The 21,253-nt window shown below is 27.3% G+C and carries 24 protein-coding genes; 20 read left to right on the plus strand and 4 right to left on the minus strand.

Annotated elements, in window-relative coordinates; all coding sequences use genetic code 11:
• The first annotated feature begins 35 nt into the window (after window positions 1-35).
• The 15 genes from ACYQ1T_RS06540 to ACYQ1T_RS06610 all read left to right on the plus strand — a co-directional run bounded on the left by ACYQ1T_RS06540 (window position 36) and on the right by ACYQ1T_RS06610 (window position 12,119).
• A complete protein-coding gene (locus ACYQ1T_RS06540) occupies window positions 36-374 on the plus strand; it encodes a hypothetical protein (RefSeq protein ID WP_459836476.1) in 339 nt (112 codons plus the stop codon).
• Window positions 375-394: 20 nt separating this feature from the next.
• Complete coding sequence (locus tag ACYQ1T_RS06545; RefSeq protein ID WP_186839315.1) at window positions 395-700, plus strand: hypothetical protein; 306 nt, start codon at window positions 395-397, stop codon at window positions 698-700.
• A gap of 74 nt (window positions 701-774) precedes the next feature.
• A complete protein-coding gene (locus ACYQ1T_RS06550; RefSeq protein ID WP_459833119.1) occupies window positions 775-1,401 on the plus strand; it encodes a hypothetical protein in 627 nt (208 codons plus the stop codon).
• Between the two features lie 85 nt (window positions 1,402-1,486).
• On the plus strand, window positions 1,487-1,798 hold the full coding sequence (locus tag ACYQ1T_RS06555; RefSeq protein ID WP_459833122.1) for a DUF960 family protein: 312 nt from the start codon (window positions 1,487-1,489) through the stop codon (window positions 1,796-1,798).
• Window positions 1,761-1,901: a hypothetical protein gene (locus tag ACYQ1T_RS06560; protein ID WP_459833124.1), complete on the plus strand. Its 141-nt coding sequence runs from the start codon at window positions 1,761-1,763 to the stop codon at window positions 1,899-1,901. The genes ACYQ1T_RS06555 and ACYQ1T_RS06560 overlap by 38 nt, the downstream gene beginning before the upstream one ends.
• Window positions 1,902-2,426: 525 nt before the next feature.
• The gene (locus ACYQ1T_RS06565; protein WP_459833127.1) at window positions 2,427-2,741 is read left to right on the plus strand and encodes a Mor transcription activator family protein; all 315 of its coding nucleotides are present in this window, start codon (window positions 2,427-2,429) and stop codon (window positions 2,739-2,741) included.
• On the plus strand, window positions 2,741-3,064 hold the full coding sequence (locus tag ACYQ1T_RS06570; RefSeq protein WP_459833129.1) for a hypothetical protein: 324 nt from the start codon (window positions 2,741-2,743) through the stop codon (window positions 3,062-3,064). The genes ACYQ1T_RS06565 and ACYQ1T_RS06570 overlap by 1 nt, the downstream gene beginning before the upstream one ends.
• Window positions 3,048-3,848, plus strand: coding sequence for a hypothetical protein (locus tag ACYQ1T_RS06575; RefSeq protein WP_459833131.1), 801 nt, complete (start codon window positions 3,048-3,050; stop codon window positions 3,846-3,848). The genes ACYQ1T_RS06570 and ACYQ1T_RS06575 overlap by 17 nt, the downstream gene beginning before the upstream one ends.
• Window positions 3,849-3,980: 132 nt before the next feature.
• The gene (locus tag ACYQ1T_RS06580; protein ID WP_459833133.1) at window positions 3,981-4,553 is read left to right on the plus strand and encodes a hypothetical protein; all 573 of its coding nucleotides are present in this window, start codon (window positions 3,981-3,983) and stop codon (window positions 4,551-4,553) included.
• A 210-nt stretch (window positions 4,554-4,763) separates the two neighbouring features.
• Window positions 4,764-6,362 carry a DNA polymerase gene (locus tag ACYQ1T_RS06585; RefSeq protein WP_459833136.1) on the plus strand — a complete coding sequence of 533 codons (1,599 nt, stop codon included), beginning with the start codon at window positions 4,764-4,766 and terminating at the stop codon, window positions 6,360-6,362.
• 16 nt (window positions 6,363-6,378) lie between these two features.
• Window positions 6,379-6,759, plus strand: coding sequence for a hypothetical protein (locus ACYQ1T_RS06590; RefSeq protein ID WP_459833138.1), 381 nt, complete (start codon window positions 6,379-6,381; stop codon window positions 6,757-6,759).
• 56 nt (window positions 6,760-6,815) lie between these two features.
• Window positions 6,816-8,717: a DUF927 domain-containing protein gene (locus ACYQ1T_RS06595; protein ID WP_459833141.1), complete on the plus strand. Its 1,902-nt coding sequence runs from the start codon at window positions 6,816-6,818 to the stop codon at window positions 8,715-8,717.
• Window positions 8,718-9,063: 346 nt separating this feature from the next.
• Window positions 9,064-9,429 carry a hypothetical protein gene (locus tag ACYQ1T_RS06600; protein WP_459833143.1) on the plus strand — a complete coding sequence of 122 codons (366 nt, stop codon included), beginning with the start codon at window positions 9,064-9,066 and terminating at the stop codon, window positions 9,427-9,429.
• Between the two features lie 128 nt (window positions 9,430-9,557).
• Window positions 9,558-11,252, plus strand: coding sequence for a recombinase family protein (locus ACYQ1T_RS06605; RefSeq protein WP_459836478.1), 1,695 nt, complete (start codon window positions 9,558-9,560; stop codon window positions 11,250-11,252).
• 84 nt (window positions 11,253-11,336) lie between these two features.
• Window positions 11,337-12,119, plus strand: a complete 783-nt coding sequence (locus ACYQ1T_RS06610) for a TIR domain-containing protein (RefSeq protein ID WP_459833145.1) — start codon at window positions 11,337-11,339, stop codon at window positions 12,117-12,119.
• A gap of 518 nt (window positions 12,120-12,637) precedes the next feature.
• On the opposite strand, the gene ACYQ1T_RS06615 is transcribed toward ACYQ1T_RS06610, so the two are convergent.
• The 3 genes from ACYQ1T_RS06615 to ACYQ1T_RS06625 all read right to left on the minus strand — a co-directional run bounded on the left by ACYQ1T_RS06615 (window position 12,638) and on the right by ACYQ1T_RS06625 (window position 15,452).
• Window positions 12,638-13,876, minus strand: coding sequence for an IS256 family transposase (locus ACYQ1T_RS06615; RefSeq protein ID WP_459833147.1), 1,239 nt, complete (start codon window positions 13,874-13,876; stop codon window positions 12,638-12,640).
• A 93-nt stretch (window positions 13,877-13,969) separates the two neighbouring features.
• The gene (locus tag ACYQ1T_RS06620; protein WP_459833149.1) at window positions 13,970-15,289 is read right to left on the minus strand and encodes a recombinase family protein; all 1,320 of its coding nucleotides are present in this window, start codon (window positions 15,287-15,289) and stop codon (window positions 13,970-13,972) included.
• Complete coding sequence (locus tag ACYQ1T_RS06625; protein ID WP_459833151.1) at window positions 15,279-15,452, minus strand: hypothetical protein; 174 nt, start codon at window positions 15,450-15,452, stop codon at window positions 15,279-15,281. Before ACYQ1T_RS06625 ends, ACYQ1T_RS06620 begins: the two co-directional genes overlap by 11 nt.
• A 177-nt stretch (window positions 15,453-15,629) precedes the next feature.
• On the opposite strand from ACYQ1T_RS06625, the gene ACYQ1T_RS06630 reads away from it, so the two are divergent.
• Together ACYQ1T_RS06630 and ACYQ1T_RS06635 are read left to right on the plus strand one after the other, a co-directional pair.
• The gene (locus tag ACYQ1T_RS06630) at window positions 15,630-16,265 is read left to right on the plus strand and encodes a helix-turn-helix domain-containing protein (RefSeq protein ID WP_459833153.1); all 636 of its coding nucleotides are present in this window, start codon (window positions 15,630-15,632) and stop codon (window positions 16,263-16,265) included.
• Window positions 16,266-16,518: 253 nt separating this feature from the next.
• Window positions 16,519-17,175: a phage/plasmid replication domain-containing protein gene (locus ACYQ1T_RS06635; protein ID WP_459833155.1), complete on the plus strand. Its 657-nt coding sequence runs from the start codon at window positions 16,519-16,521 to the stop codon at window positions 17,173-17,175.
• Window positions 17,176-17,303: 128 nt separating this feature from the next.
• On the opposite strand, the gene ACYQ1T_RS06640 is transcribed toward ACYQ1T_RS06635, so the two are convergent.
• Window positions 17,304-18,472, minus strand: a protein-coding gene (locus ACYQ1T_RS06640) for an IS3 family transposase (RefSeq protein ID WP_459830674.1) whose coding sequence is annotated in 2 segments (ribosomal slippage) — window positions 17,304-18,208 and window positions 18,208-18,472 — 1,170 coding nt in all. Because the reading frame shifts where the segments join, the coding sequence is not laid out codon by codon here.
• A 73-nt stretch (window positions 18,473-18,545) separates the two neighbouring features.
• On the opposite strand from ACYQ1T_RS06640, the gene ACYQ1T_RS06645 reads away from it, so the two are divergent.
• From ACYQ1T_RS06645 to ACYQ1T_RS06655, 3 genes are all read left to right on the plus strand, one after another.
• Entirely contained in the window at window positions 18,546-18,839 is a 294-nt protein-coding gene (locus ACYQ1T_RS06645; protein ID WP_459833158.1) for a hypothetical protein, read from the plus strand.
• 469 nt (window positions 18,840-19,308) lie between these two features.
• On the plus strand, window positions 19,309-19,899 hold the full coding sequence (locus tag ACYQ1T_RS06650; protein WP_459833160.1) for a hypothetical protein: 591 nt from the start codon (window positions 19,309-19,311) through the stop codon (window positions 19,897-19,899).
• A gap of 3 nt (window positions 19,900-19,902) precedes the next feature.
• Window positions 19,903-20,931: a hypothetical protein gene (locus ACYQ1T_RS06655; RefSeq protein ID WP_459833162.1), complete on the plus strand. Its 1,029-nt coding sequence runs from the start codon at window positions 19,903-19,905 to the stop codon at window positions 20,929-20,931.
• The last annotated feature ends 322 nt before the right edge of the window (window positions 20,932-21,253 follow it).

The raw sequence follows: 21,253 nt of genomic DNA on the forward strand, positions 1-21,253 counted from the left end.
CATATAGAAGTTTTTATATTTAGGGAGGATTAATGATTAAGAAGATTTATAAAGAAAATCAATTACTAGAAGTAAACAATATACCATCAGAAGTAATTGAAAGTATAAAAGCAACAATAAGTGTATTAGATGAAAACTATGGAGCTGATAGAGATATAGAATCAGACTTGGGTGGATATGTAGTTATAGCAGAAAATATCGTAGATATCGAAGTATTGAAACAAGATAAGTTACAAGATTTAATACCAGAATATACAGATGTAATTGAATGTAGTGAAGGAGTTAATTGGACTTCTTCACTATTTTTGCTTTCGAGTGATTTTTCAATCGTAGTGGTAACTACAGAAGAACTTTCTAAGTTCCTACTAGAATAAGATAAGGAGGTAGAATTAATGTGAGTAAGAAGAGTGAAGAAAAGATAATCAAGGAAACTAAGTACTGCAAGATAATAAGCCAAGGAAAAGTTGGAGAAGGAGAGTACACATACTCAATAGAGAAAATATACATCAAAGAACTAAAGCGAGATGAAGTAAGGTTCTGTGTCTACAAGGCAACTAGAAGGGGTGATGAAACATACATTCCAAGAAGTCTTGATGTAACAGAGCTAGAACTAATAGAGCTAATAAAAGAGTCAATAAGTAGAAAAGTGTTTTCAGAAGGATTCATTGAAATGTTAAAACAGGAAATAAATAAAATCTAAAAGTCTTAATTGCTATAAAGATAGTGATTAAGACTTTTTATATTTAAATAAAATTATAGAAGGAGAGCGTATAAATGTTTAATAAAGATAATGTGTTTATTGCTGTTAATGAAGAAGTTTCTTCAGTAATTCAGCAGTATATAATAAGAGAAATTAAGAAGGTATTAGATAAATACAAGGGTATAGCAACAGAAGAAATAAGAAATGTAGAAAAATTAATAAACAGCATAAGTGATAAAGAGCTAAAAGAGGAATTCCTAAATGATTGGAGCATGTCAGTAAAGTTAGCAAAAGAAATTGGAGAAAATGAAGTTGATGACAGGATAATTTCTATGTACCAAAATCTAAAAAGTAATGGATTAGAAGAATTATCAATAGGTCATGTTATAAATTGGTGTAATGAGTTAGATGAACAAGGTTATGTAATGATTGATGATTATAGCATAATTTATAAAAGTTCAGCTAATCTAAAAGATGTTGCAAGAAGGTTATTAGATGAACTACTTGATGATGCAATATATGTTGATTCCTTAATAGATAAGGACTCACTAGTTGAATATTGGATAGAGCAAACAAGTAAAGAAAATGTAATAGATGACTTAATTAGAGGAAGTAATATTGAAGAGCTATTAGGACTTGCTCCAGAAACCATATATGAAGATGAATATAATAAATATTTATATTCTGAAATAGATTGTTAAGAGGTTATATCTTAGTTAATAAGATATAGCCTTTTTACTTTTTTAGATAAAGATTGAGAAACCAATAATAAGGAGATAAAGAGAGATGTTCAAGAAAGATAATAGATATGTAACTAGAGGAGTAAATGAGGAAGTAGATATAAGGTTGCAACTAATGATATGGTCTATGCTTGATAAGCTAAAAGATGAAGGAAATGTTGAACTGGATTACTTACAGATTTTCAAGATAAGAAAAGAAGGAAATAAGATTGTAATAAATCAAAGTCAAGAAGTTCCTGAATATTCATGCACATATGAAATAGAGCTAGAAGATATTCAGATAGATGATGAGATTAAGTTATATGTAATAGATAACGGAGTTGAAGGAAGTATTATATTATTTCCTTGGGAATATTGATGATAAGGAGGAGAAAGTCATGGATATAGTAACAGTAATAAAGGTGCTTGGAACAGTATTAACAGTTGTGGCAACTTCAATAGAAGCAACAACTAAGAAGTAGTATGAAATAAGGTATCATCACAATTAATAAGAATAACAAATTAATTGTGATGATATTATAACAATAAGCTAATTTTTTTATAACAATAATAAACTACTAGAAAATATCGTTGTAATAGTAGTGTCGATGTAACGATAGTGACGATATTTTCAGTGAGAATAAGATTGATGAGAAAGAATAGAAGAAGTCTAAGTAAAGATGTAATTTATCTTGAACGTAGGGTAAATAGAAAAACTGTAACTACAATCAATCTAAGTACGTCTAAAAAGCAATGTTAACACATCAGAAAACAGAGATTTTATAAAATGAGAATAAATAATAACACTCAAAATAAAAACAACAAAGAAATAGTAAATCAACTGTTTTAACTGATGTAGTCAAATATATATTATAAATCTGATAAAGAGTTAATGTTTCTAATAAAAGAAGCATTAACTCTTTTTATATTAAATAGGTGATTTTACAAGGAAAAATCACTTATCTTTTCAATATTATGAAAACTTTTGAAAGGAGGTAATATTTAATGTGAAAGAAAAGGAGATGATTGAAAAAGAATATATGAGTAAAAAAAGTGAAAATTACAGAGGTATCTATAAAGATATGGTTGAAGTTTTAGGGCACGATATAACTCTAAAAGTATATGAAAATTATAAGGGACAACAAATAACATTCCCAATGAGATTATATTCAGATAAATATATAATTGATTATTTAAATAAGAACTATGATGGAAAGAACTTAAAGCAGATAGCAAGAAAATTAGGATACACATGTAATTGGTTACAAAAAGTAATAAATAAAAATGGAATAAACAAAAGTGTGAGAGGAGAAGAAAAATAATGAATATTTTTGATGCGGGAGGAATAACTACAGCTATTGCAGTAATAGCAACAATAATAATAGGAACAGGAATATTTGCATTGATAAATACCATATTTGAAATATGGTATTTAGGATTTGGTGCAATGGTTGGAGAATGGCTAGTATGTTGTGTTGTAGGAGCATTTATAACCAATTGGTTTTCTGGAATAATATTAGGATTCTTTTCAGTATTATGGTTTTTAATAAAAGTAGGAGCAGTAATTGCTGCTGTAATATTTATTTATCAAAAATTTAAATCTAAAAAGGGTGAAGGAGATACAAAAATTGAAGAGGGGCAATAAGATAATAATAGGAATAGTAGCAATAGTAGCTTTCATAGCAATAGGGTCAATAGGTAAATCTAATAATGAAGTAAAAGTTATTATAAATAAAGCTAAAGAATATTTAAATAATGGAGAGATAAGTGAAGCTGAATATGTACTTAGAGCTAAAGCTGGAGAAACTAACAATAGAGAGTTTAAAAAATTATGGAGTATAGCTTATGGATATGAGCAAGTTTCTAATAAATTTAATTTATATGATAATATAGATTGGGCAGAGGAAATGTTAGATAAAATTGATAAGAGCTATAAAGACTATGAGCCAACAAGAGAAAAAATAGATAATTTAAAAGAAGAATTATCAGATGTAAAAAATACTAGAGAAAACTTTAAAGAAAAAATTGAGGAAGTACAAGGACTAATTGATAAAGGTAGCTATGAGGAAGCTATGGAGTTAAGTAAGGAGACTCCAGATTGGCAAAAACTAAGCCAAGAAGATAAGAATACTATGATGTATTTAGAGAATCAAGCTAGAGATTTATACTATGAACAAAAAACGAGTGAAAAGGAAGAAGAGAGAAAGAAACAAGATGAGGAATTTACTGTAGAAAAAGCAATTGAGTATGCAGAAGATTATAGTCTTAGAACTGGTTTAGATACACTTAGAGTAGAAGTTGATGAAATACCACAATATGATGAAGGGGGAAGAAAATATTATACTGTAGGAGTTTACATAATAGAGTTAGATGAATTAAATGATGCTTATAGAGTATATTCAGATGGGAAAATAAGAAGATTAGATTAAAAAAGAGGGTAACCTCTTTTTTTATTTTAATGTATAATTGTCTAAGTGTTTTAATTTTTTATTTAAGCAACTTTTAGATAATAATCATTATAATATTTTAAATTTAAAAGAATATAGAAAGTAGGGATAAAAATGAAAAAATATACAGTGAAAGAGTTGGTAGAAAAAGTAACTGGAGTAGATGATAAACATTATACCTGGGAGAGTGAATATGAATTAGGGAGAAGAATAAAAAAAATATTAGACACTTTATTTGGAAGCAATATCATTACAGATAAAAATATAGATAAGTATATTAGGGCATATAAACTAATTTATATAGACCAAGATATAAAAGCATTAATGGGAAGATATTGTAGGATAATAGAAAGCAGTCAAAAGGAAGAAGATAGAATATTTATACCATATGCAAAAAAGGATTTTACTACCGAAGAGATGATTACAGTTTTTAAAGTTTTATCAGAATTTCATAAGGGTGAAGAAATAGGTAATTTTATGGAGTATAAGTTAATGGAGGTGAGAGCGGAGCAATATAATGAAATTTTAAATGAATTTGAATCGGAAGTTGAAAGGATAAAAATGTCGATACATGGATATCCATATAAAGAAAAAGTGGAAAAAATGAATGAAATAAAGAATTACTTAAAAACACAAAGATTGGAGATTGATAAAAGAATAGAAGATAGTCTTATTCTACCATATTAACAAATAAAAAACTTAATTATATCATAAGAATAGAAAAAAGTAAATGTTAACTTTTTTTGTTCTTATGATTTTTTTTACCATTTTTTATATTGAATTGTCATAGTAATATATACACATAGCAACCAAATAAAAAAAATAAATGTTTTTGAGTTGTTAAGAATAACTTGTTCTTTAAAAATTTAATAATAAGCATCTAAGGAGAGAAATCTTATGGCAAAATTAAAAGTTGTCTTTATGGACATTGAAACTAGTTCAATATGCTTTATGAAAGGTGTGATAAGAGTAATAGCTTTTTCTTATGGTAATAGTGAAGCAGTTACTAAAACTTTAGTAGATGATGAATTAAGAGAAGTTCTAAAGGATAAGGATATCCTTAAAGTTTTTCATAATGCTAAGTTTGATGTCGAATTCTTCATACATAATGGGTATGAGGTAAATAATTATTCTTGTACTTTAGTAATGGCACAGGTATTAGGTGAAAAAGAATTAAGTCTTAAAGCTCTATGTAATAAGTACCTAGGAATAGCTATAGATAAATCTATACAACATAGTGACAATTGGAGTGTTGATAAATTAACTCAAGAGCATATTGATTATGCTATTCAGGATGTTAGTAACACAAGATTGTTATACTATAGGCTTTTAAATGAATTAGTTAAGAAAAATCTATTAGAAGCTTATGAAAGAGAAAGAAAGGCTTTACCTTCTATAGTAATGCTTGAACTTAATGGTATAAAGATGAATTTTGAGCAATGGGATAGAGTGTTGGATTACGATAGACAACTTTGTGATGAGATTGAGAAAGAGATAAATGATATTCTAAATTTATCGGAATTAAATCTAAATTCGCCAAAGCAATTAGTTGAAGCTCTATATACTTATGGAATTAAACTACACTCAACTTCTGATGATGAATTAGCTAAATACTCAGATGACCATGAAGTGGTCAAGCTTATAAGAAAGTACAGAAAGTTAAAGACTAAGATAAGGACTTATGGCGACAAAATGAAAACGTTTTTAAGTAAGGATGGAAGAATTAGAGGCTCATGGTGGCTAATAGGAGCTACTTCTGGAAGAATGTCTTGTAAAAATCCTCCACTTCAAGCTATGCCTAGTAGTAGTAGAGAATTCTTTGTTGCAGAAAAAGGAAATAAGCTAATATGTGCTGATTATTCACAAGTGGAGCTTAGAGTTCTTGCAAATATTTCTAGAGATGAAACTTTAATTAGTTACTTTAATGAGGGTGTTGATCTCCATGCAGGTACAGCTAGTTTAGTTTTCAATAAACCTATAGAAGAAGTTACTAAGGAAGAAAGGCAAGTAGGAAAGAGTCTTAATTTTGGTATATGCTATGGAATTACAGCTTATGGTATCCAAAAAAATCTAAGAAAATTTGGTATACATATATCGTTAGAAGAAGCAGAGAAATATAGAGTTGAGTTTCTTAAAGGGTATCCAAAGGTAAAAGAGCTTCAAGATAAATTACTAAGAGCAAATGGAATCATGAGTTTAGGAGGAAGATATTGGGAAGGGAGTGCTTTGTCAATGACTCAAAGATTAAATCTTCCAATTCAAGGGTCAGCAGCAGAGGGATTAAAAGAAGCTTTAGCATTACTTGTATGTAATATGAAGAGTTCTTGGAAGTTAGTAGCTGTAGTTCATGATGAGGTTGTTATAGAGGTAGCAGAAGAGGAAGCAATGGAAGCAAAAGATATTTTGAAATGTTGCATGATTAATGGAATGAAAAAAATTATTAATGATATCCCAATTATTGTTGATGTTTCAATAAGTGATAATTGGTGTAAGTAAAAGGAGGAAATTATAAATGATTTTTAGAGACAATAAAGGAATATTAGGAACAACTAAAACTATGCCTAATTTAAATGAAGGCAATTATGAATCAATAATACAAAGAATAATTTATTTAAGAGATAAGAAAACAGATTGGGGGTTTAGAGATTTTCTTGAAGTAACATATGAGCTTGATGATGATACCACAAAGCAAACAAAAAAGGAAAATATAATGATATCTCAAGCAAAAAACTCTAAATGTTTCAAATTCTTAAATGATGTGTACAAAGGTGATATTCCTGATGAGATAAATATTGAAGAACTAATAGGTAAGAAATGTGTATTAGCTATTAAGCATAATGCTGATGATAAGGGAAATGTTTATGCAAATATAGTAGAAAGAAAGTTTTATTAATTATAAGATGGCTTAGTTTTTTTCTAAGTCATCTTATATAAAAAGGAGAGATAGAAGTGTCAGATGTAGCAAGATTAAGACAAAGAAGACCAGCACCCAAAGTTACATATAAAAAACCTATAATAAAATATGATGATTTAGAAACGGAACAGGAGCTTGATGAAGAGCAGAGCATTGTAGATACAGATAGAATTAAAAGTCAAAAAAAGTATATTAATTTGGAGGAAAGGTTAGAAAATGAGGAGAGTATTTCAATAGGAAATTTTAGATATGACCGACACGGCATATATTTTAAATATACTGACAAGAAATCAGGAGAAATAAAAGAGAAAAAAATTTCTGATGGAGTTTATATCAAAGATAAGGTTTATAATATCGATACTCAAGAAGTATATACAAATGTATTATATAAGTTCGATGATAATTTTAATGAGATTAAGTGTCCTATGAGCGTTATTCTACCTAATGAATTATCAAAGAAAGTTATTAATGGGTTTGATATTCCATATGCAAATAGAAAGTTAATATCAGAATTTTTGAGTTTGCAAGTGAAAACTGCCCCTTGTATTAATGTTTACAAAAATGTGGGATGGCATAAAGCTATAAATTTTAATGATGAATTTATTTTTAGACATGATAGGACAATAACTAATGATGAAGATGAGATAGCTATATGTGATGTAGAAATTTCAGACTATGATTTACGACATAAAGGCTATTTGCAAAGTTGGGTAAATATGTATAGAAAACACATAAAGGGTAATATTCAATTAGAAGCATTAATTTGTATGGCAACGGCTTCGGTAGTTGTTGGGAAGTTGGCTAGAACAGATGGAGAAATGGAAAGTTTATTAATACATATATATGGAAACAGTACACAAGGTAAAACAACTGGTGTAATGACAGCAGTTTCGCTAATGGGTAATCCTAGTACTAAGAATAAGGGGCTTATAAGGCTTTGGAATGGTACAAATAATGCAATAATGAATTCTTTAGGAGGTAATTTTGGAATTCCAGTAGTTTTTGATGAATTATCAATGAGTAGGGAAAATGACTTTACAAGTATGATTTACTCAATGGTGAGTGGAAAAGATAAAGCTAGATTAAATGATTCAATTACACAAAGAGAACAAGTAGAATGGTCAACCGTAATAATTTCTACAGGAGAGCAATCTATTCTTGAAAGAACTAATAAAAATGCTGGATTATCAATTAGAGCAATTGAATTTGCGAATATTCAATGGACTAAATCTGCTGAAAATGCAGAGGAAATAAAGAGAGTAATTCTTAATAATTACGGAGTAGGAGCAGAATCAATAGTAAGAAAAGTAAAGTACTTAAAGGAAGAAGGGGTACAAGCTTTACTTAATAAATGGATAACTAAGCTGAAAGAGATACTTCCCCAAAATAAGTTTAGAGATAGGATTGCAAATAAGCTGGCAATAATACTTGTTACTGGAGAAATAATAAATGATTCGATAAGAATTGATTTAGACTTAGATAGTATACTTAAGTTTTTAGTTGAGAATGAAGAGAAAAACATGCTTGAAAGAGATATTGGAGCAAAGGCATTCAATCAGATAATACAAAAAATCATTGAGAATAAAGGCAATTTCAAAATAAATAATATATCAATTAAAAATAATATCTGTTGGGGAAATATTAACTTCAAAGAAGATTACTATGAAGTTGCAATTCTAAAGAATGTTTTAGAAAAGAACTTGAGAGATTTAGGGTATGGAGAACCTAAAGTAGTGGTAAAAGAATGGAAAAACTCTAATTATTTAGATACTGAAAATGATAGAACAACTAAGAGATTCAGACTTTTCGATAGTGAAGAGCAAGAACTGAGAAAAAATTCATTAGAGAAGGAAGAGTTACCAAAGAAATTAGATGATACAACATATATTCTAAAAGTACCTAAAGAGTATTTAGATAAATTTTTAATAGATAATTAATTAAATCTAATCCCGTAAAACCCGTAATCCCGTTAAAAGTAATAGTTATATATAAAATAAAATCTGATCCAGTTAATTACATTAATAAATTTTAGGTAGCTATAGGAAAACTACGGGATTACGGGAAAACGGGAAATTAAAGAAACATATACAAAGGAGAGAAAATAATGAGTTCCAATAATAACAGTAATGAAATAATAGATTTACTATCAGAAATAATAATTAACTTTATATATGAAAGTAAATCCAATAATAAATCTAGATAGTAAATTAAGTACATATATAGATAATCAAGAAATATTATGAAAATAGAAGAAAGTATTTAGAGCAAAAGGAGAAGATAAAGATGATAAATGAAACAATTAAAGAAAAGGTATTAATAAATTTTGATATGGATATTAATGAAAATGGAAAAGGGGAAAGTGAGATGGCAATAGATACATATACAATAATAATTCCAATTGAAGCTATTGCAGAAGAAGTATCACTAGATGAATTACATATGGAATTTAACTCATGTATAAGTAATGTTAAGATAACCGAAAAGAAAATTAGTATGGATTATTTTACAGGTGAAACTACATTCATAAGAACAGTAAGTGAAATCCAAGAACATATTAGAATTATGGTAAATAGTATAAGGAATAAATTAAGTAATGTTAAAGTAGGTAATTTTAAATTAGTATGTAACTTCTACACTTGGAGAGATTAATTAAATGATTGAAAATATCATTATTATTGAAATGACAATAGTAATGGTATTTTCCGTTATAAATAATGGGATAAGTATATATTATAAATTTGATAGATAATGATAAGTAATAGTGGAGGTATAGAATGATGAAGTTTGATAGTTTCATGAATGATTCAAAAAGAACTAAGAAAAATCTAGTGGCAATATATTCCAGGGTATCTACGTCGGAACAAGCTGAAGAGGGTTACAGTATAGATGAGCAAGAAAGACTATTAACAGAATGGTGTAAGAAAATGAATTATGAAATTTATAAGTGCTATTCTGATAGAGGTATAAGCGGAAAGAGTATAAAATGTAGACCAGCTATGCAAGAATTATTAAAAGATGCGCAGGAGGAAAAATTTAACATTGTAATAACGTGGAAGATAAGCAGAATTGCGAGAGATATGTTAAATCTATTAGAAATTATAGATATTTTAAATAGAAGAGGGATAGCGTTTAGGTCTTATTCAGAGCAATTTGAGACAGAAACACCTATGGGGAAATTCTCATTACATATGATGGGAGCAGTTGCAGAGTTAGAGAGAAATACAATTTCTCAGAATGTAAAAATGGGGTGCTTAGCACGTGCTAGAGATGGAAGATGGGGAGGAAATAGGGTTTTAGGATATGATATCGTACCAATTGAAGGTACAGAAAACAAGAAAAGAAAAGATACACAACTTATAATTAATGAAAAGGAAGCAGAATCCGTGAGATTAATATTTAATGAGTATTCTAATGGAAAGGGTTATAAGGCAATTACAAATAAACTTAATAAGTTAGGATACAAGACTAAGAAAGGAAATGATTTTTCTGTAGGTTCTATAAGAGATATTCTAACTAATCCAGTATATATAGGAAAGATAAGATACAATGTTAGACAGGACTGGTCAGAAAAGAGAAGAAGAGCAATAAATCCAAATCCAATAATAACGGATGGAATACATGAACCTATAATAGATGAAGGATTATGGGATAAAGTACAAGCAATAATGGAAAGTAAGAAGGGAAAACCAGCAAGAATATACGATGGAGAATATCCACTAACAGGAATACTAAAGTGTCCTAAGTGTGGAGCAGGAATGGTAATAATGAGAACTACTAATACACTAAAAGATGGAACAAAGAAAAGGATACAATACTATGCATGTGGAAGTTGGAAGAATAAGGGAACGGCTATATGTAACAGTAATTCCATCAGAGTTGATAAAGCTAATGAGTATGTATTTAGTAAGCTATCAGAATTACTTTCTAATGAGAAAATGGTTGAAACTATAGTAAGGAATGTTAATAAAGAAAGACATAATAAGATAAATCCAGCTAAGAAGGAGTTAGAAAGAATAGATAAGGAGCTTGAAAAGATAGATAGGAAGAAAATTAAGCTTTTCGAAGCATATGAAGAAGAGCTAATATCTAAGGAAGAGTTCAAGGAGAGAAAAGATGAGCTAAACAAGAGAGCTAAAAGTCTTCAAGAGGAAAAAGAACCATTGCTAGTTACACTTTCAGATGATGTAAGTGAAGAAATACCTTATGAATTCATAAAGAGCATACTAGAGAATTTCAGTAAAGTGCTAACAGAAAGTGCAACAAGAGAACAACAAAAGAAATTACTTCATATGATAATATCAGAAATAACTATAAATGAAGCAAGAGAAATAGACTCAATAAAACTAAAAATAAATGATAGCTTGGTTGAGTATATAAGTAAAGAAGAAGGAGTATCTATAAAGGATGCTCCTTCTTCTTTTATGTTAAGAAATGTTGGAATAAGTGTATTAAATTTAGATATTGTTATTTGAAAAACAGTAGAAATATTATGTGTATTAACTTATAAAATGAATTATAATATTTGTAGTAATATTTAGCTGGGGGGAAATGAAAGTATGAATGTTATAAAAAGATTAAAACTTGATATTGATGGAATAGTAGGAACTATTAATAGTTATAGTAGTGAATCATATATTAAAAATATATGTGATGGGTTAAAATCTTCAATAAATAGAAATAATTTAGATGAAATAGGATATTTTCTTCGAAAATTGAAAGAGTGGTATGGAGAAAATCAAAGAAAAATACAAACAAATGAATTTGTACGTGATAAAAGACTTCATATTAAGATTGAGAGTGAAATAGAGTCATATATAGAAGAAGTTGATATTTACATTAAGGATAGAAAGGATGTAATAGAAACTGAATCAATAACGGATGATATAGATGTAAATATGAATAAGATATTTATTGTACATGGACATGATGAATTAGCTCTTGAACAAGTTATAGGTTTTATTAAAGATATTAAGTTAGAACCAATAGTACTTAAAAACCAAGCTAGTTTAGGAAATACAATAATAGAAAAAATAGAGGAATACTCAGATGTAGGATTTGCAATTGTATTATATACGCCTTGTGATATTGGAGCTAGCATAATTGATAAAGATAATATGAAAAATAGAGCAAGGCAAAATGTTGTATTTGAACATGGATATTTAATAGGAAAGTTAGGTAGGAAAAATGTATGTGCATTAGTTAAAGGTGATATAGAAAAACCAAATGATATATCAGGATTAGTATATATTGAATTTGATAATCAGAAAGCTTGGAGATTTAATATTGCTCGAGATATGAAGAAGTTAGGGTATGATATAGACCTTAATAATTTAATATAGAGAAAAAACCTCACTTACTACCGATATGGAGAACCGTATCACAAGTAGTCGCAAAGTTTTTAGTTAAGTCTTGAGCCTGTATATCAACAGGCTCAAAATACAATTTAATTTTATTAATGTTTCTTTCTTTAATATTAGGACTATCAATAATAGATATGTTTTCTATTATTGAGTTTAATAGGGTCTTTTTTTGTTGAATAGTAGATTTATAAAATATATCGTTAAAATTTGATAATATAGTTAAGAGCGTGGTTGCATCAAAAGCATCTGAACATGATAACCTATTTAAATCACTTTTTAAGATGTTAAGTTGAGGTGTAATAGTATCTTCTTTACTTTTAGAGAGAATAGATAATTCTGTGTAATTATCATTTTTATTATTTTAATATTACTGGAAATTTTCATTTCCAGTAATATTTTTTTATATTTAAGAAATACTAATAATGTTTCTTTTTACCTTTTTTAGTATTTCAAAAAAATCTAATAGTATGCATATAATTTATAAAAAGTACAAGCTTTTAAGCTAATTCATCTTTTAATTGATCTTCAAATATTATTGATAGCTCCGCTAGCGTAGCACCCCAATTATGTATAGGCTGAGTCCATTTTTCTAGTATCTCCATCGTTGCTAAGTAAACACACTTATTTAAAGATTCATCAGTTGGGAATATGACTCTAACTTTAGTGAATTTACGTATTTGACGATTAAAACCTTCTAAGATATTTGTAGTATAAATCATCTTTCTTATAGTTGGAGAGAAGTCAAAAAATGTTGAAAGATTACTCCAATTGTTATACCAGGAATCTATTACTATTCCATATTTATCTCCCCATCTCTCCTTTAAATTATCTAGCTGTGCTAACGCAAGTTCCTCTGTTGTAGCCTTATAAACCTCCTTCAAATCTTTCATAAATGCTTTTTTATCCTTTGAAGCTATGTATTTTATTGAATTTCTTATTTGATGAACAATACATGTTTGAATATTTACTGATGGAAATACTGTTTTTATAGCTTGTGGAAGCCCTTTTAATCCATCCATACAAGCAATTAAAATTTCTTTTACACCTCTATTTTTTAAATCATTGCAAATTCCTAACCAGAATTTAGCACCTTCAGCTTCATCAACCCATATACCTAAAATATCTTTATACCCTTCCATAGTGTATCCTAAGCATATATAGACAGCCTTGTTAACTATCTTTCCATTACTTCTAACTTTAAAGTACATAGCATCTAAATAAACTATTGGATATATTTTATCTAATGCTCTATTTTGCCATTCGGCGGCGCTAGCAAGCACTTTATCAGTTATTTTAGATACCATCGATGGTGATATAGTTATTCCATATAAGTCTTCAATTTCAGCCTGAATATCAGATGTTGACATACCTTTAGCATATAAAGATATAATCTTTTTATCTAACTCAGTACACACAGTTTCATATTTTTTTATAATTTGTGGCTCAAATTCAGCATTTCTATCACGGGGTACGTCTAAGTCGACGTCACCGAAGGAACTCCTTAAGTTCTTAGTACTATAACCATTTCTATAGTTCTTTTTTACTTCATCTAAAGTTTCAGTTCTTTCATATTTATTTCTACCTAAATGTTCTTCCATTTCTCCTTCTAATATATTTTCAAGAACATCTTTTACTAATCTTTGTATAAGTCCATTTTTCCCCATAACATCATCAATAGTCTTACACTTCTTTACCTCCTCATTGTAATCAAAGTTGGTATCAATTTTCTTTGGCATAATATTTCCTCCTAAAATTTATATAGTATATTATTCCAAAACTACCATCTGTTCATACAAAAAAACAGTAGTTAGTTTTGTTTTTACACAAAGCTAACTACTGTCCCTACTTTTAAGAAATAGTAGTTGGCTATTTAAAGTATCAAAGCTGATTTTATCTTCAAATTGTAATTGTAAATTTTCCTTCCTTTTTAGCTCAACTTTTAAAAGTTCCTTTTCTAATAAAGTAATTTTTTTCTTAATAGGAGCTATTTCATTTTCATTATTATTCTTCATTTTCTTAAGAATGCAATTTATAACTTCTTTAGATTGAACAAGTTCATTAAGTCTATCTAAAACATATTTTTCAGCAATATCAGCGTATATCAAATTAGATTTGCAGATAGTAGTCCCCTTATTGAAAAAATTAGAACACTGATAATAACGATAAAATTCATTAATTCTATTTTGTTTTTTTACTCTATGTGAAATCATAGAAGCACCACATTGAGGGCATTTTAATAGTCCAGTTAGGATGAAATCACCTTCATAAATTTTCGTAAATTTATCTTTATTAACTTGGCGTATTGCTTGAGCTTTTTCCCAAGTTTTTATATCTATAATTGGGAGATGTTCACCTTTGATTAGTTGATAATCATTTTTTTTACCCTTTCTTCTTTTTTTAGCCCAATCTACATATTGTCCCCAACGTATCAAACCTATATAAATTGGATTGTCTATTATTTGCTTAATAGATTGTATTGACCAAGTAGAGTCTTTTATTGTTTTATACCCTCTAACATTAAGATGACAGGCTATTTTTTTATACCCCCAATTCTTATTAGCGTATAAATCAAAAATTAATCTAACAATTTCAGCTTCACTATCTATTATTTCTAATTGTTTTTCAGAATTAGATTTATATCCAATACTTCGCCCACCATTCCAAAGACCTTTAGTAGCTCTTTCTTTCATCCCCATTTTACAGTTAGAAACTATATTTTCTCTATCCATTTCAGCAAAAGCACCAATTAAATAGAAAATAGTTTTTCCCATTGGAGATGAGGTATCTATATTATCTTCAACACTAATTAAGTTAACGTTATAACTCTCTAATAAGCTAACTATATTAACCATATCAGCCATATTTCTTGATATTCTACTAAGTTTATATATTACAATTGCATCAATTTCTTTGCAGTTATTTTTTATATCATTAATCATTTTTTCGTATTCAAGTCTATTTTTTGTAGTTGTACCACTTTTACATTCATCTATATATGCTCCGACAATATTAAACTTATTTCTTTTGCAATACTCTTTAATTACAGAAGTTTGACCATCTATAGAGAAATTATCTGCTTGTAAGTTAGAACTGGTTCTACAGTATATAACAACATTTTTTATTTTATTTTGCTCAGTATTAACAGCCATAATTAGTACCTCCATTTAAATTATTTAAGTTATCTTTAATCATTTCAACTAATACATTTGTGAATTCTTTAGATTTTATATATTTTTCATTAGGATGTTCCAATCCTAATTTATTAAATAAATCAATTTCATTTTCTAATTCTAATATCTTTTTATTATCCATAAGTATTTTCCTCCTTAAAAATATTTTATTCCCATAATCAAAATATGAATAAAAATTGTACTATAAGTCAATAATAATATAAATATTCCTATAAGTCAACAAGTAAATAAAATTGACTTATAAGAAAGAAAAGATTAATATAGTAAGTATAGTCAGTATTATAAGGAGTGATAACTAATGAGATTTTCTGATTTAGTAAGTGCAAAAAGAGAATTATTAAATATTAAGCTTAAAGAGCTTGAAGCAGAGACAGGTATAACAGCATCATATATTAGTAGAATTGAAAAAGGGCAAGTAAATGGTGTATCTGGAGAAAATGTATTCAAGTTAGCTAAGGCATTAAAAATTTCTATTGATGAAATCGCAGAAGCTTTTGATGTGGAATTAATAAAAAATAATGAAAATAATATTATGAATACTTTAAAAGATAAAAATGACTATATTCTTGTAAAGCAAGGAATAGAATGTATTTTAGATATTGCAAATAATGAAAAAGATTATTACAATTCTTTAACAAGACTACTAAAAATTGTTGAAATGCTTAGAAAAAATAAAATAATGATAATCGGTATAGTTAATGATGGAAATGCTGATTATGTAGTAGAAATTAAATACAATGATAAGGTTATAGTAGAATTTGTAAAAGATACTTTAAGAAGAAGGCTTGGGGCAAATATAATAGTGTTAGAAGGTAGTTGTATAGATTCTGATAATGTGATTAGTTATGAATTACTGGATTTTATAGAAGATTTTATTGAGGATGAATTCGATAAAGAAGAAATTTTAAATTATATAAAAAAAATTAAATATTAACTTTTAAAACATCTATTTTGTTGTATTCATAAACAAGATAGATGTTTTAATTTATATAGTACAAGCTTCTACATAAAAAATATTATAAAAAAACACAAAAGATAGTATTATTATGTAAAGCTAAAAATTAGATAGTATTTAGAGAAATAATAAATATGTTTGACTCGGGAAAAAAATATGTGATTAATAGCTTATAAAGCGTTGAAAATAAAGGGATTAAGATTTCCCAAGAAGTGAAAAGGAGATATAAAATATGATACACACAGCACAATTTTACATGAAATTTAGAGAGAATGAAAGACTTTTTTTAGAAAATAAATATAAAGATAATATATTTAATATATATTCCAAGATAAATAATATATATGAATGTAGGGGTATAGCAATTAATTATATAGCAACATTTATGAATGAATATACTATGTTTTTAACTATAGATTTTATTAAGTTATTAAATAAAAGTTTAATTAGTGATAATGATATTGAAGTAATTGAAAATGAAATAACTAATTTTAAAATAGATATTATTAACAATGGTAGTATTGAAACAATATTAACAAGGATAGATTACAGGATAGATATAGAAGTATCCCCTAATGATAGAGAAACATTATTGTATTTGTATAATAAGACATTGAACAAATACGGATTCAAGAAAAAATTTAATGAATATGATACAACTATATATTTTAATTCTAAAAGTATTCAATCTAAAGTTTATGATAAGGAAGCCGAAAGGAAATTTAAAAAAGAAGCAATACAAGAATATGAGAAAGATATTCTAAGATTTGAAGTTGCTTTGAGAAATCAACATTTAAATTACAATAAAAGAGCTTATAATATGAGTAAAGATATTAATACTTATTTAAAGGATGAAACTTGCAAGAAATATATGGAGTGTTCTGAGTAGATTAGACATATAGAATATACGATTTTTTTCTGATTTTCTTAGGATTTCTCAATTTTCTATTTTTTTATATATTTATAACTTTTTGTAAGTGTAGTGTGCATTTTATACAAGTACCACATAATTAAATTTTAAGCAACTTCTTTTAAATTATTATAATAACTTTTTCTATACTCCCTTGGTGACTTATACCCTAAGGTAGAGTGTAATCTTTTTGCATTATAAAATAATTCAATATATTCAACTACAGCTTGCTTTGCTTCCGCTCTCGTTTTAAATTTTCTTCCATAAAGAAAGTCCTTCTTTAAAGATGAGAAGAAGGATTCTGCACAAGCATTATCATAACAACATCCTTTAGCACTCATACTTTGGATACATCCATTCTCTCTTAATAAATCCTGATAATCATAAGATGCATACTGAACCCCTCTATCAGAGTGAAAAATAAAACCTTCATTTGGCTGTTCTTTTAGTATAGCAGTATTAAACGCATCTATAACTAACTTTCTAGTCATAGTAGAATCCATTGACCAACCAACAACTTCTCTATCAAACAGATCAATTACAGTCGCTAAATATAGCCATCCTTCTTCAGTTCCTATATAAGTAATATCACCAACATAAGCCTTTTTAGGTGCTTCTACGTTAAAGTCTTGTTTTAACAAATTAGGTGCAACAGCATAATTGTGATCTGAATAAGTAGTAGCTTTGTATTTTCTAGTAATCTTGCTAGAAATATTATTTTCCTTCATTAATTTAGAAATCTTATTTTTACCACATTCTATTCCATAATACTTAAGTTGAGCCTTTATCCGTCTAGCACCATAGGTGCCATAAGATTCTTTATGAACTCTCTTTATTTCTAAAACGAGCTTTTCATCATTAATTGTCCTTTCAGATGGCGGTCTTTTTAACCATGCATAATATGAGCTCCTCTTTATATCTAATATATTACACATCTTCTCCACTCGAAATACGGAGCTATTATCAAGAATAAATTTATATTTTATTTCTCTGGCTTTGTGAAGATGCGTATAGCTTTTTTTAGTATTTCATTTTCCTCTTGAATATCTGCTAATTTCTTTTTTAATATTCTTAATTTTTCATCTTCTGGTCTTAGTTTTCCGCTACCTGGAAAGGCAGTTTCTCCATGCTCTTTATATTTTTTAACCCACCCTCTAACAGTTGCTTCACTAACACCTATATCTCTTGCAACATGAGTTGCTTTTTTACCTTGATCTATTACCAACTTAATAATTTCTTCTTTATATTCCTTAGTAAATCTTCTTTGGTTTCCCATTTAATAAACACATCCTTCTTAATTCTTATTATACGTACTTTCTATGTGTCTATCAAATTGGGTATACTCCAATATGAAAAAGAATTTGGAGGTATTTCTTTTTAAGGGGGATTATCATACTATTTATAAAGCTAAGAAAATAATAAATAGTAGTGAATTAAATGTAAATGAAAAGGAAGCTACAATAGAGTTTATTAAATATATTTCTAATAATGGAGTCACTAAGGCTCAGAGTAAATATAGTAAATATAAGTTTAAAAAATACACAGCTATTCTTGTTGAATTAAATATAAACCCAATTCTAATACCTAAAAATTTAGAAGGAGCACCATCTTTTATAAAAAATCCTTTTAATTTAAGTGCATAGAATATCAAAAAATAAAATGATTTAAAAAGATATTTTAATTTATGACATAATATAAAATATCTTTTTATTAATATAAAATGTTAGATTTTGAGTGGATAAATTTATCTGCTCATTTTTTTATGAAATTCTACAAAAAAATAAGTGATAAAGTTATAAAAACAAGAGGAAAACACTACAATAATAGAAACTATAAAGTGTAATACGAAGAGCAGAAAAATGTAGAAAAGGAGTGGGTAACGGTGGAAAGGAGACCTCACTTTTGAGTATCACTCCAAACGCTTAAATTTGTTCCAAATTAGCTTATTGGGTTCTACTGCAAAGCTCATTTTTCTTAACGGTTGCTTCGACAACCTAAAAAATGGCTTTCAAAAGTTCGTCCCCTTTAGGGGTAGTTGCTCCATAGGAGCAACTAGCTTTAGCATATGCTAAAGCTATATGTAATAATGATTAAAACAAAAGGAGTAATTAATTGAGTAAACAATATATTAAAAATTTTTATAATAGAGATAGACTTGCATTAACAAGTCTTAGTAAATGTGGACACTGTAGCACAGAGCAGTTAAAAACATTTATAGCAGATAAAAGAATAACTAATTATGTAAGAGATGAATTAGTAACAAGAGAGGTTCTAAATAAAAATAATGGAGAGCAAATAGAAGGATATAAATTAACAGCTAAGGGAAGAGAGTTTATAGAAAAAGAATGGGGAATAAGAAACAATTATATTGCTCAAAGTATAAATCATGATATTGGTATTGCTAATAAATATTTTTCGCTCACAGAAGAAGAAAGAGCATCGTGGAAAACAGAAACAGAATTAAAATTAGAATTTCATGAGAGATTAAATGACTTAAGAGTTAATGATTATGAAAAATATAAAGAAGTAAATAAAATGATAGAAGATAGATTAATATCAGTTACTGATTGTTCATATATAAAGGAAGGTGTAGAAATATACTTCGAGATTATAACAAATAGTTACGGACAAGCTGAGATACAAGCAAAAGAAAGATTTATTGAATTTATGGACATAAAAATATATGAAACAGAGAGGGTATAGAAGATGGTTACAAATGAGAGAAAACAAGTAACATGTATAAAATATGATATATATTTAAGAGTAATAAACACATTATCTAATAAAATAATACTGCAAAGGCAATTAGTAGAGTTAGTAGTAGCGTTAGGGATTGCTAAAGATGAATATGAGGTTATGAAAGTGATTTCAGAGCTGGAAAGAGCTGAAATTATAAAAAAGATAAAATATAGTAGGACAAGCAGTAAATTTATTTTATTTAAAAAATATGCTATTAGGTATTTAGCAAATGCAAAAAAATCAAATGAAGTTGCATCACTAACAGTAGTTAATAGCAATAAAAGATATGTAGAAAGTATAGTTAGGATGAAATTTATTTTGAGGATTATAATACCCAGTATGAAGAAAAGAGGGATTAGAATATCTTTTGATACCTTATTATCATTTATTGATAGTATAAATTGTAATTTATTATATCAATGCAATAATATGTCTCCGTATTATAACAATTTAATAGAAGATAAGAGTTTGAATGTTAATATAGGAGAATTGAACAGTGATTTTAATATATTAAAAGTAGAGAGAGAAAATCAAATAGCCAACTTGAAAGGATTAGAAAAAGAGTGTAATTTAAGCTATAGAAAAAACAAAGAAGATTACCTTTACAATAGCAATATAGCAACATTAGCCAGAAAAAATATATTTATAGCAAGTATTAGAACTGATAGAAATAGTGAATATACAGTAGTAAAAGTATATTATTTTAATTTATCTAAAGATAAAAACTCTTATTTGACGGTATTAAATTATTGTATTTGTTATAATGTCTTAAAACGATTATTTGGTGCAAATATTATGTTAGAGTTTACAGTAATTACATTAAGTAGTTTAGTAAAGAATAGCTTAATAGAAGATTTAAATAAAAAAGGTGTAAATCCAAGAACAAAAGAAAAAAGAAAAGAAAGTTATTTTATAGAATTATTAAGGGGAAATAGGCTAAATGAAATAGATTTTGAAAAAATCAAAATGAAGATAATTAGCTTTGAAATTGAATAGAAAGAAAATAAAAAACAGATAGCAAAAATTTGCTATCTGTTTTCATTTAACGTTATAACCAGTTTGAAACACTAACCCTAAAAAGGATTAGACCTTTATATTTTGAAAAGAGGCATTACTTTGACATTACTCATAAGTATTGCTTTAAATTATATAAGAAATTTACCTTTTAAAGATTTAATTTTTCAATTAATCCTTAATATATTATAGATAATTTTTAAAAAAGTATAACTATAATATCATTAGAAACAATAAAAAATGAGTTTTTTATTGTTTAATTAAAGTTTCAAGATTATTATAGTATATGAGATAGAATAAAGTG

The sequence above is a fragment of the Clostridium carnis genome, assembly GCF_054657435.1.

Bases quoted from the DNA above. Each gene is read 5' to 3' on its own strand.
- ACYQ1T_RS06555 (WP_459833122.1), top strand. From the start codon at position 1,487: ATGTTCAAGAAAGATAATAGATATGTAACTAGAGGAGTAAATGAGGAA.
- ACYQ1T_RS06645 (WP_459833158.1), top strand. From the start codon at position 18,546: ATGAAAAAGAATTTGGAGGTATTTCTTTTTAAGGGGGATTATCATACT.
- ACYQ1T_RS06605 (WP_459836478.1), top strand. From the start codon at position 9,558: ATGAAGTTTGATAGTTTCATGAATGATTCAAAAAGAACTAAGAAAAAT.
- ACYQ1T_RS06610 (WP_459833145.1), top strand. From the start codon at position 11,337: ATGAATGTTATAAAAAGATTAAAACTTGATATTGATGGAATAGTAGGA.
- ACYQ1T_RS06550 (WP_459833119.1), top strand. From the start codon at position 775: ATGTTTAATAAAGATAATGTGTTTATTGCTGTTAATGAAGAAGTTTCT.
- ACYQ1T_RS06600 (WP_459833143.1), top strand. From the start codon at position 9,064: ATGATAAATGAAACAATTAAAGAAAAGGTATTAATAAATTTTGATATG.
- ACYQ1T_RS06655 (WP_459833162.1), top strand. From the start codon at position 19,903: ATGGTTACAAATGAGAGAAAACAAGTAACATGTATAAAATATGATATA.
- ACYQ1T_RS06625 (WP_459833151.1), bottom strand. From the start codon at position 15,452: ATGGATAATAAAAAGATATTAGAATTAGAAAATGAAATTGATTTATTT.
- ACYQ1T_RS06585 (WP_459833136.1), top strand. From the start codon at position 4,764: ATGGCAAAATTAAAAGTTGTCTTTATGGACATTGAAACTAGTTCAATA.
- ACYQ1T_RS06620 (WP_459833149.1), bottom strand. From the start codon at position 15,289: ATGGCTGTTAATACTGAGCAAAATAAAATAAAAAATGTTGTTATATAC.
- ACYQ1T_RS06630 (WP_459833153.1), top strand. From the start codon at position 15,630: ATGAGATTTTCTGATTTAGTAAGTGCAAAAAGAGAATTATTAAATATT.
- ACYQ1T_RS06615 (WP_459833147.1), bottom strand. From the start codon at position 13,876: ATGCCAAAGAAAATTGATACCAACTTTGATTACAATGAGGAGGTAAAG.
- ACYQ1T_RS06580 (WP_459833133.1), top strand. From the start codon at position 3,981: ATGAAAAAATATACAGTGAAAGAGTTGGTAGAAAAAGTAACTGGAGTA.
- ACYQ1T_RS06590 (WP_459833138.1), top strand. From the start codon at position 6,379: ATGATTTTTAGAGACAATAAAGGAATATTAGGAACAACTAAAACTATG.
- ACYQ1T_RS06570 (WP_459833129.1), top strand. From the start codon at position 2,741: ATGAATATTTTTGATGCGGGAGGAATAACTACAGCTATTGCAGTAATA.
- ACYQ1T_RS06635 (WP_459833155.1), top strand. From the start codon at position 16,519: ATGATACACACAGCACAATTTTACATGAAATTTAGAGAGAATGAAAGA.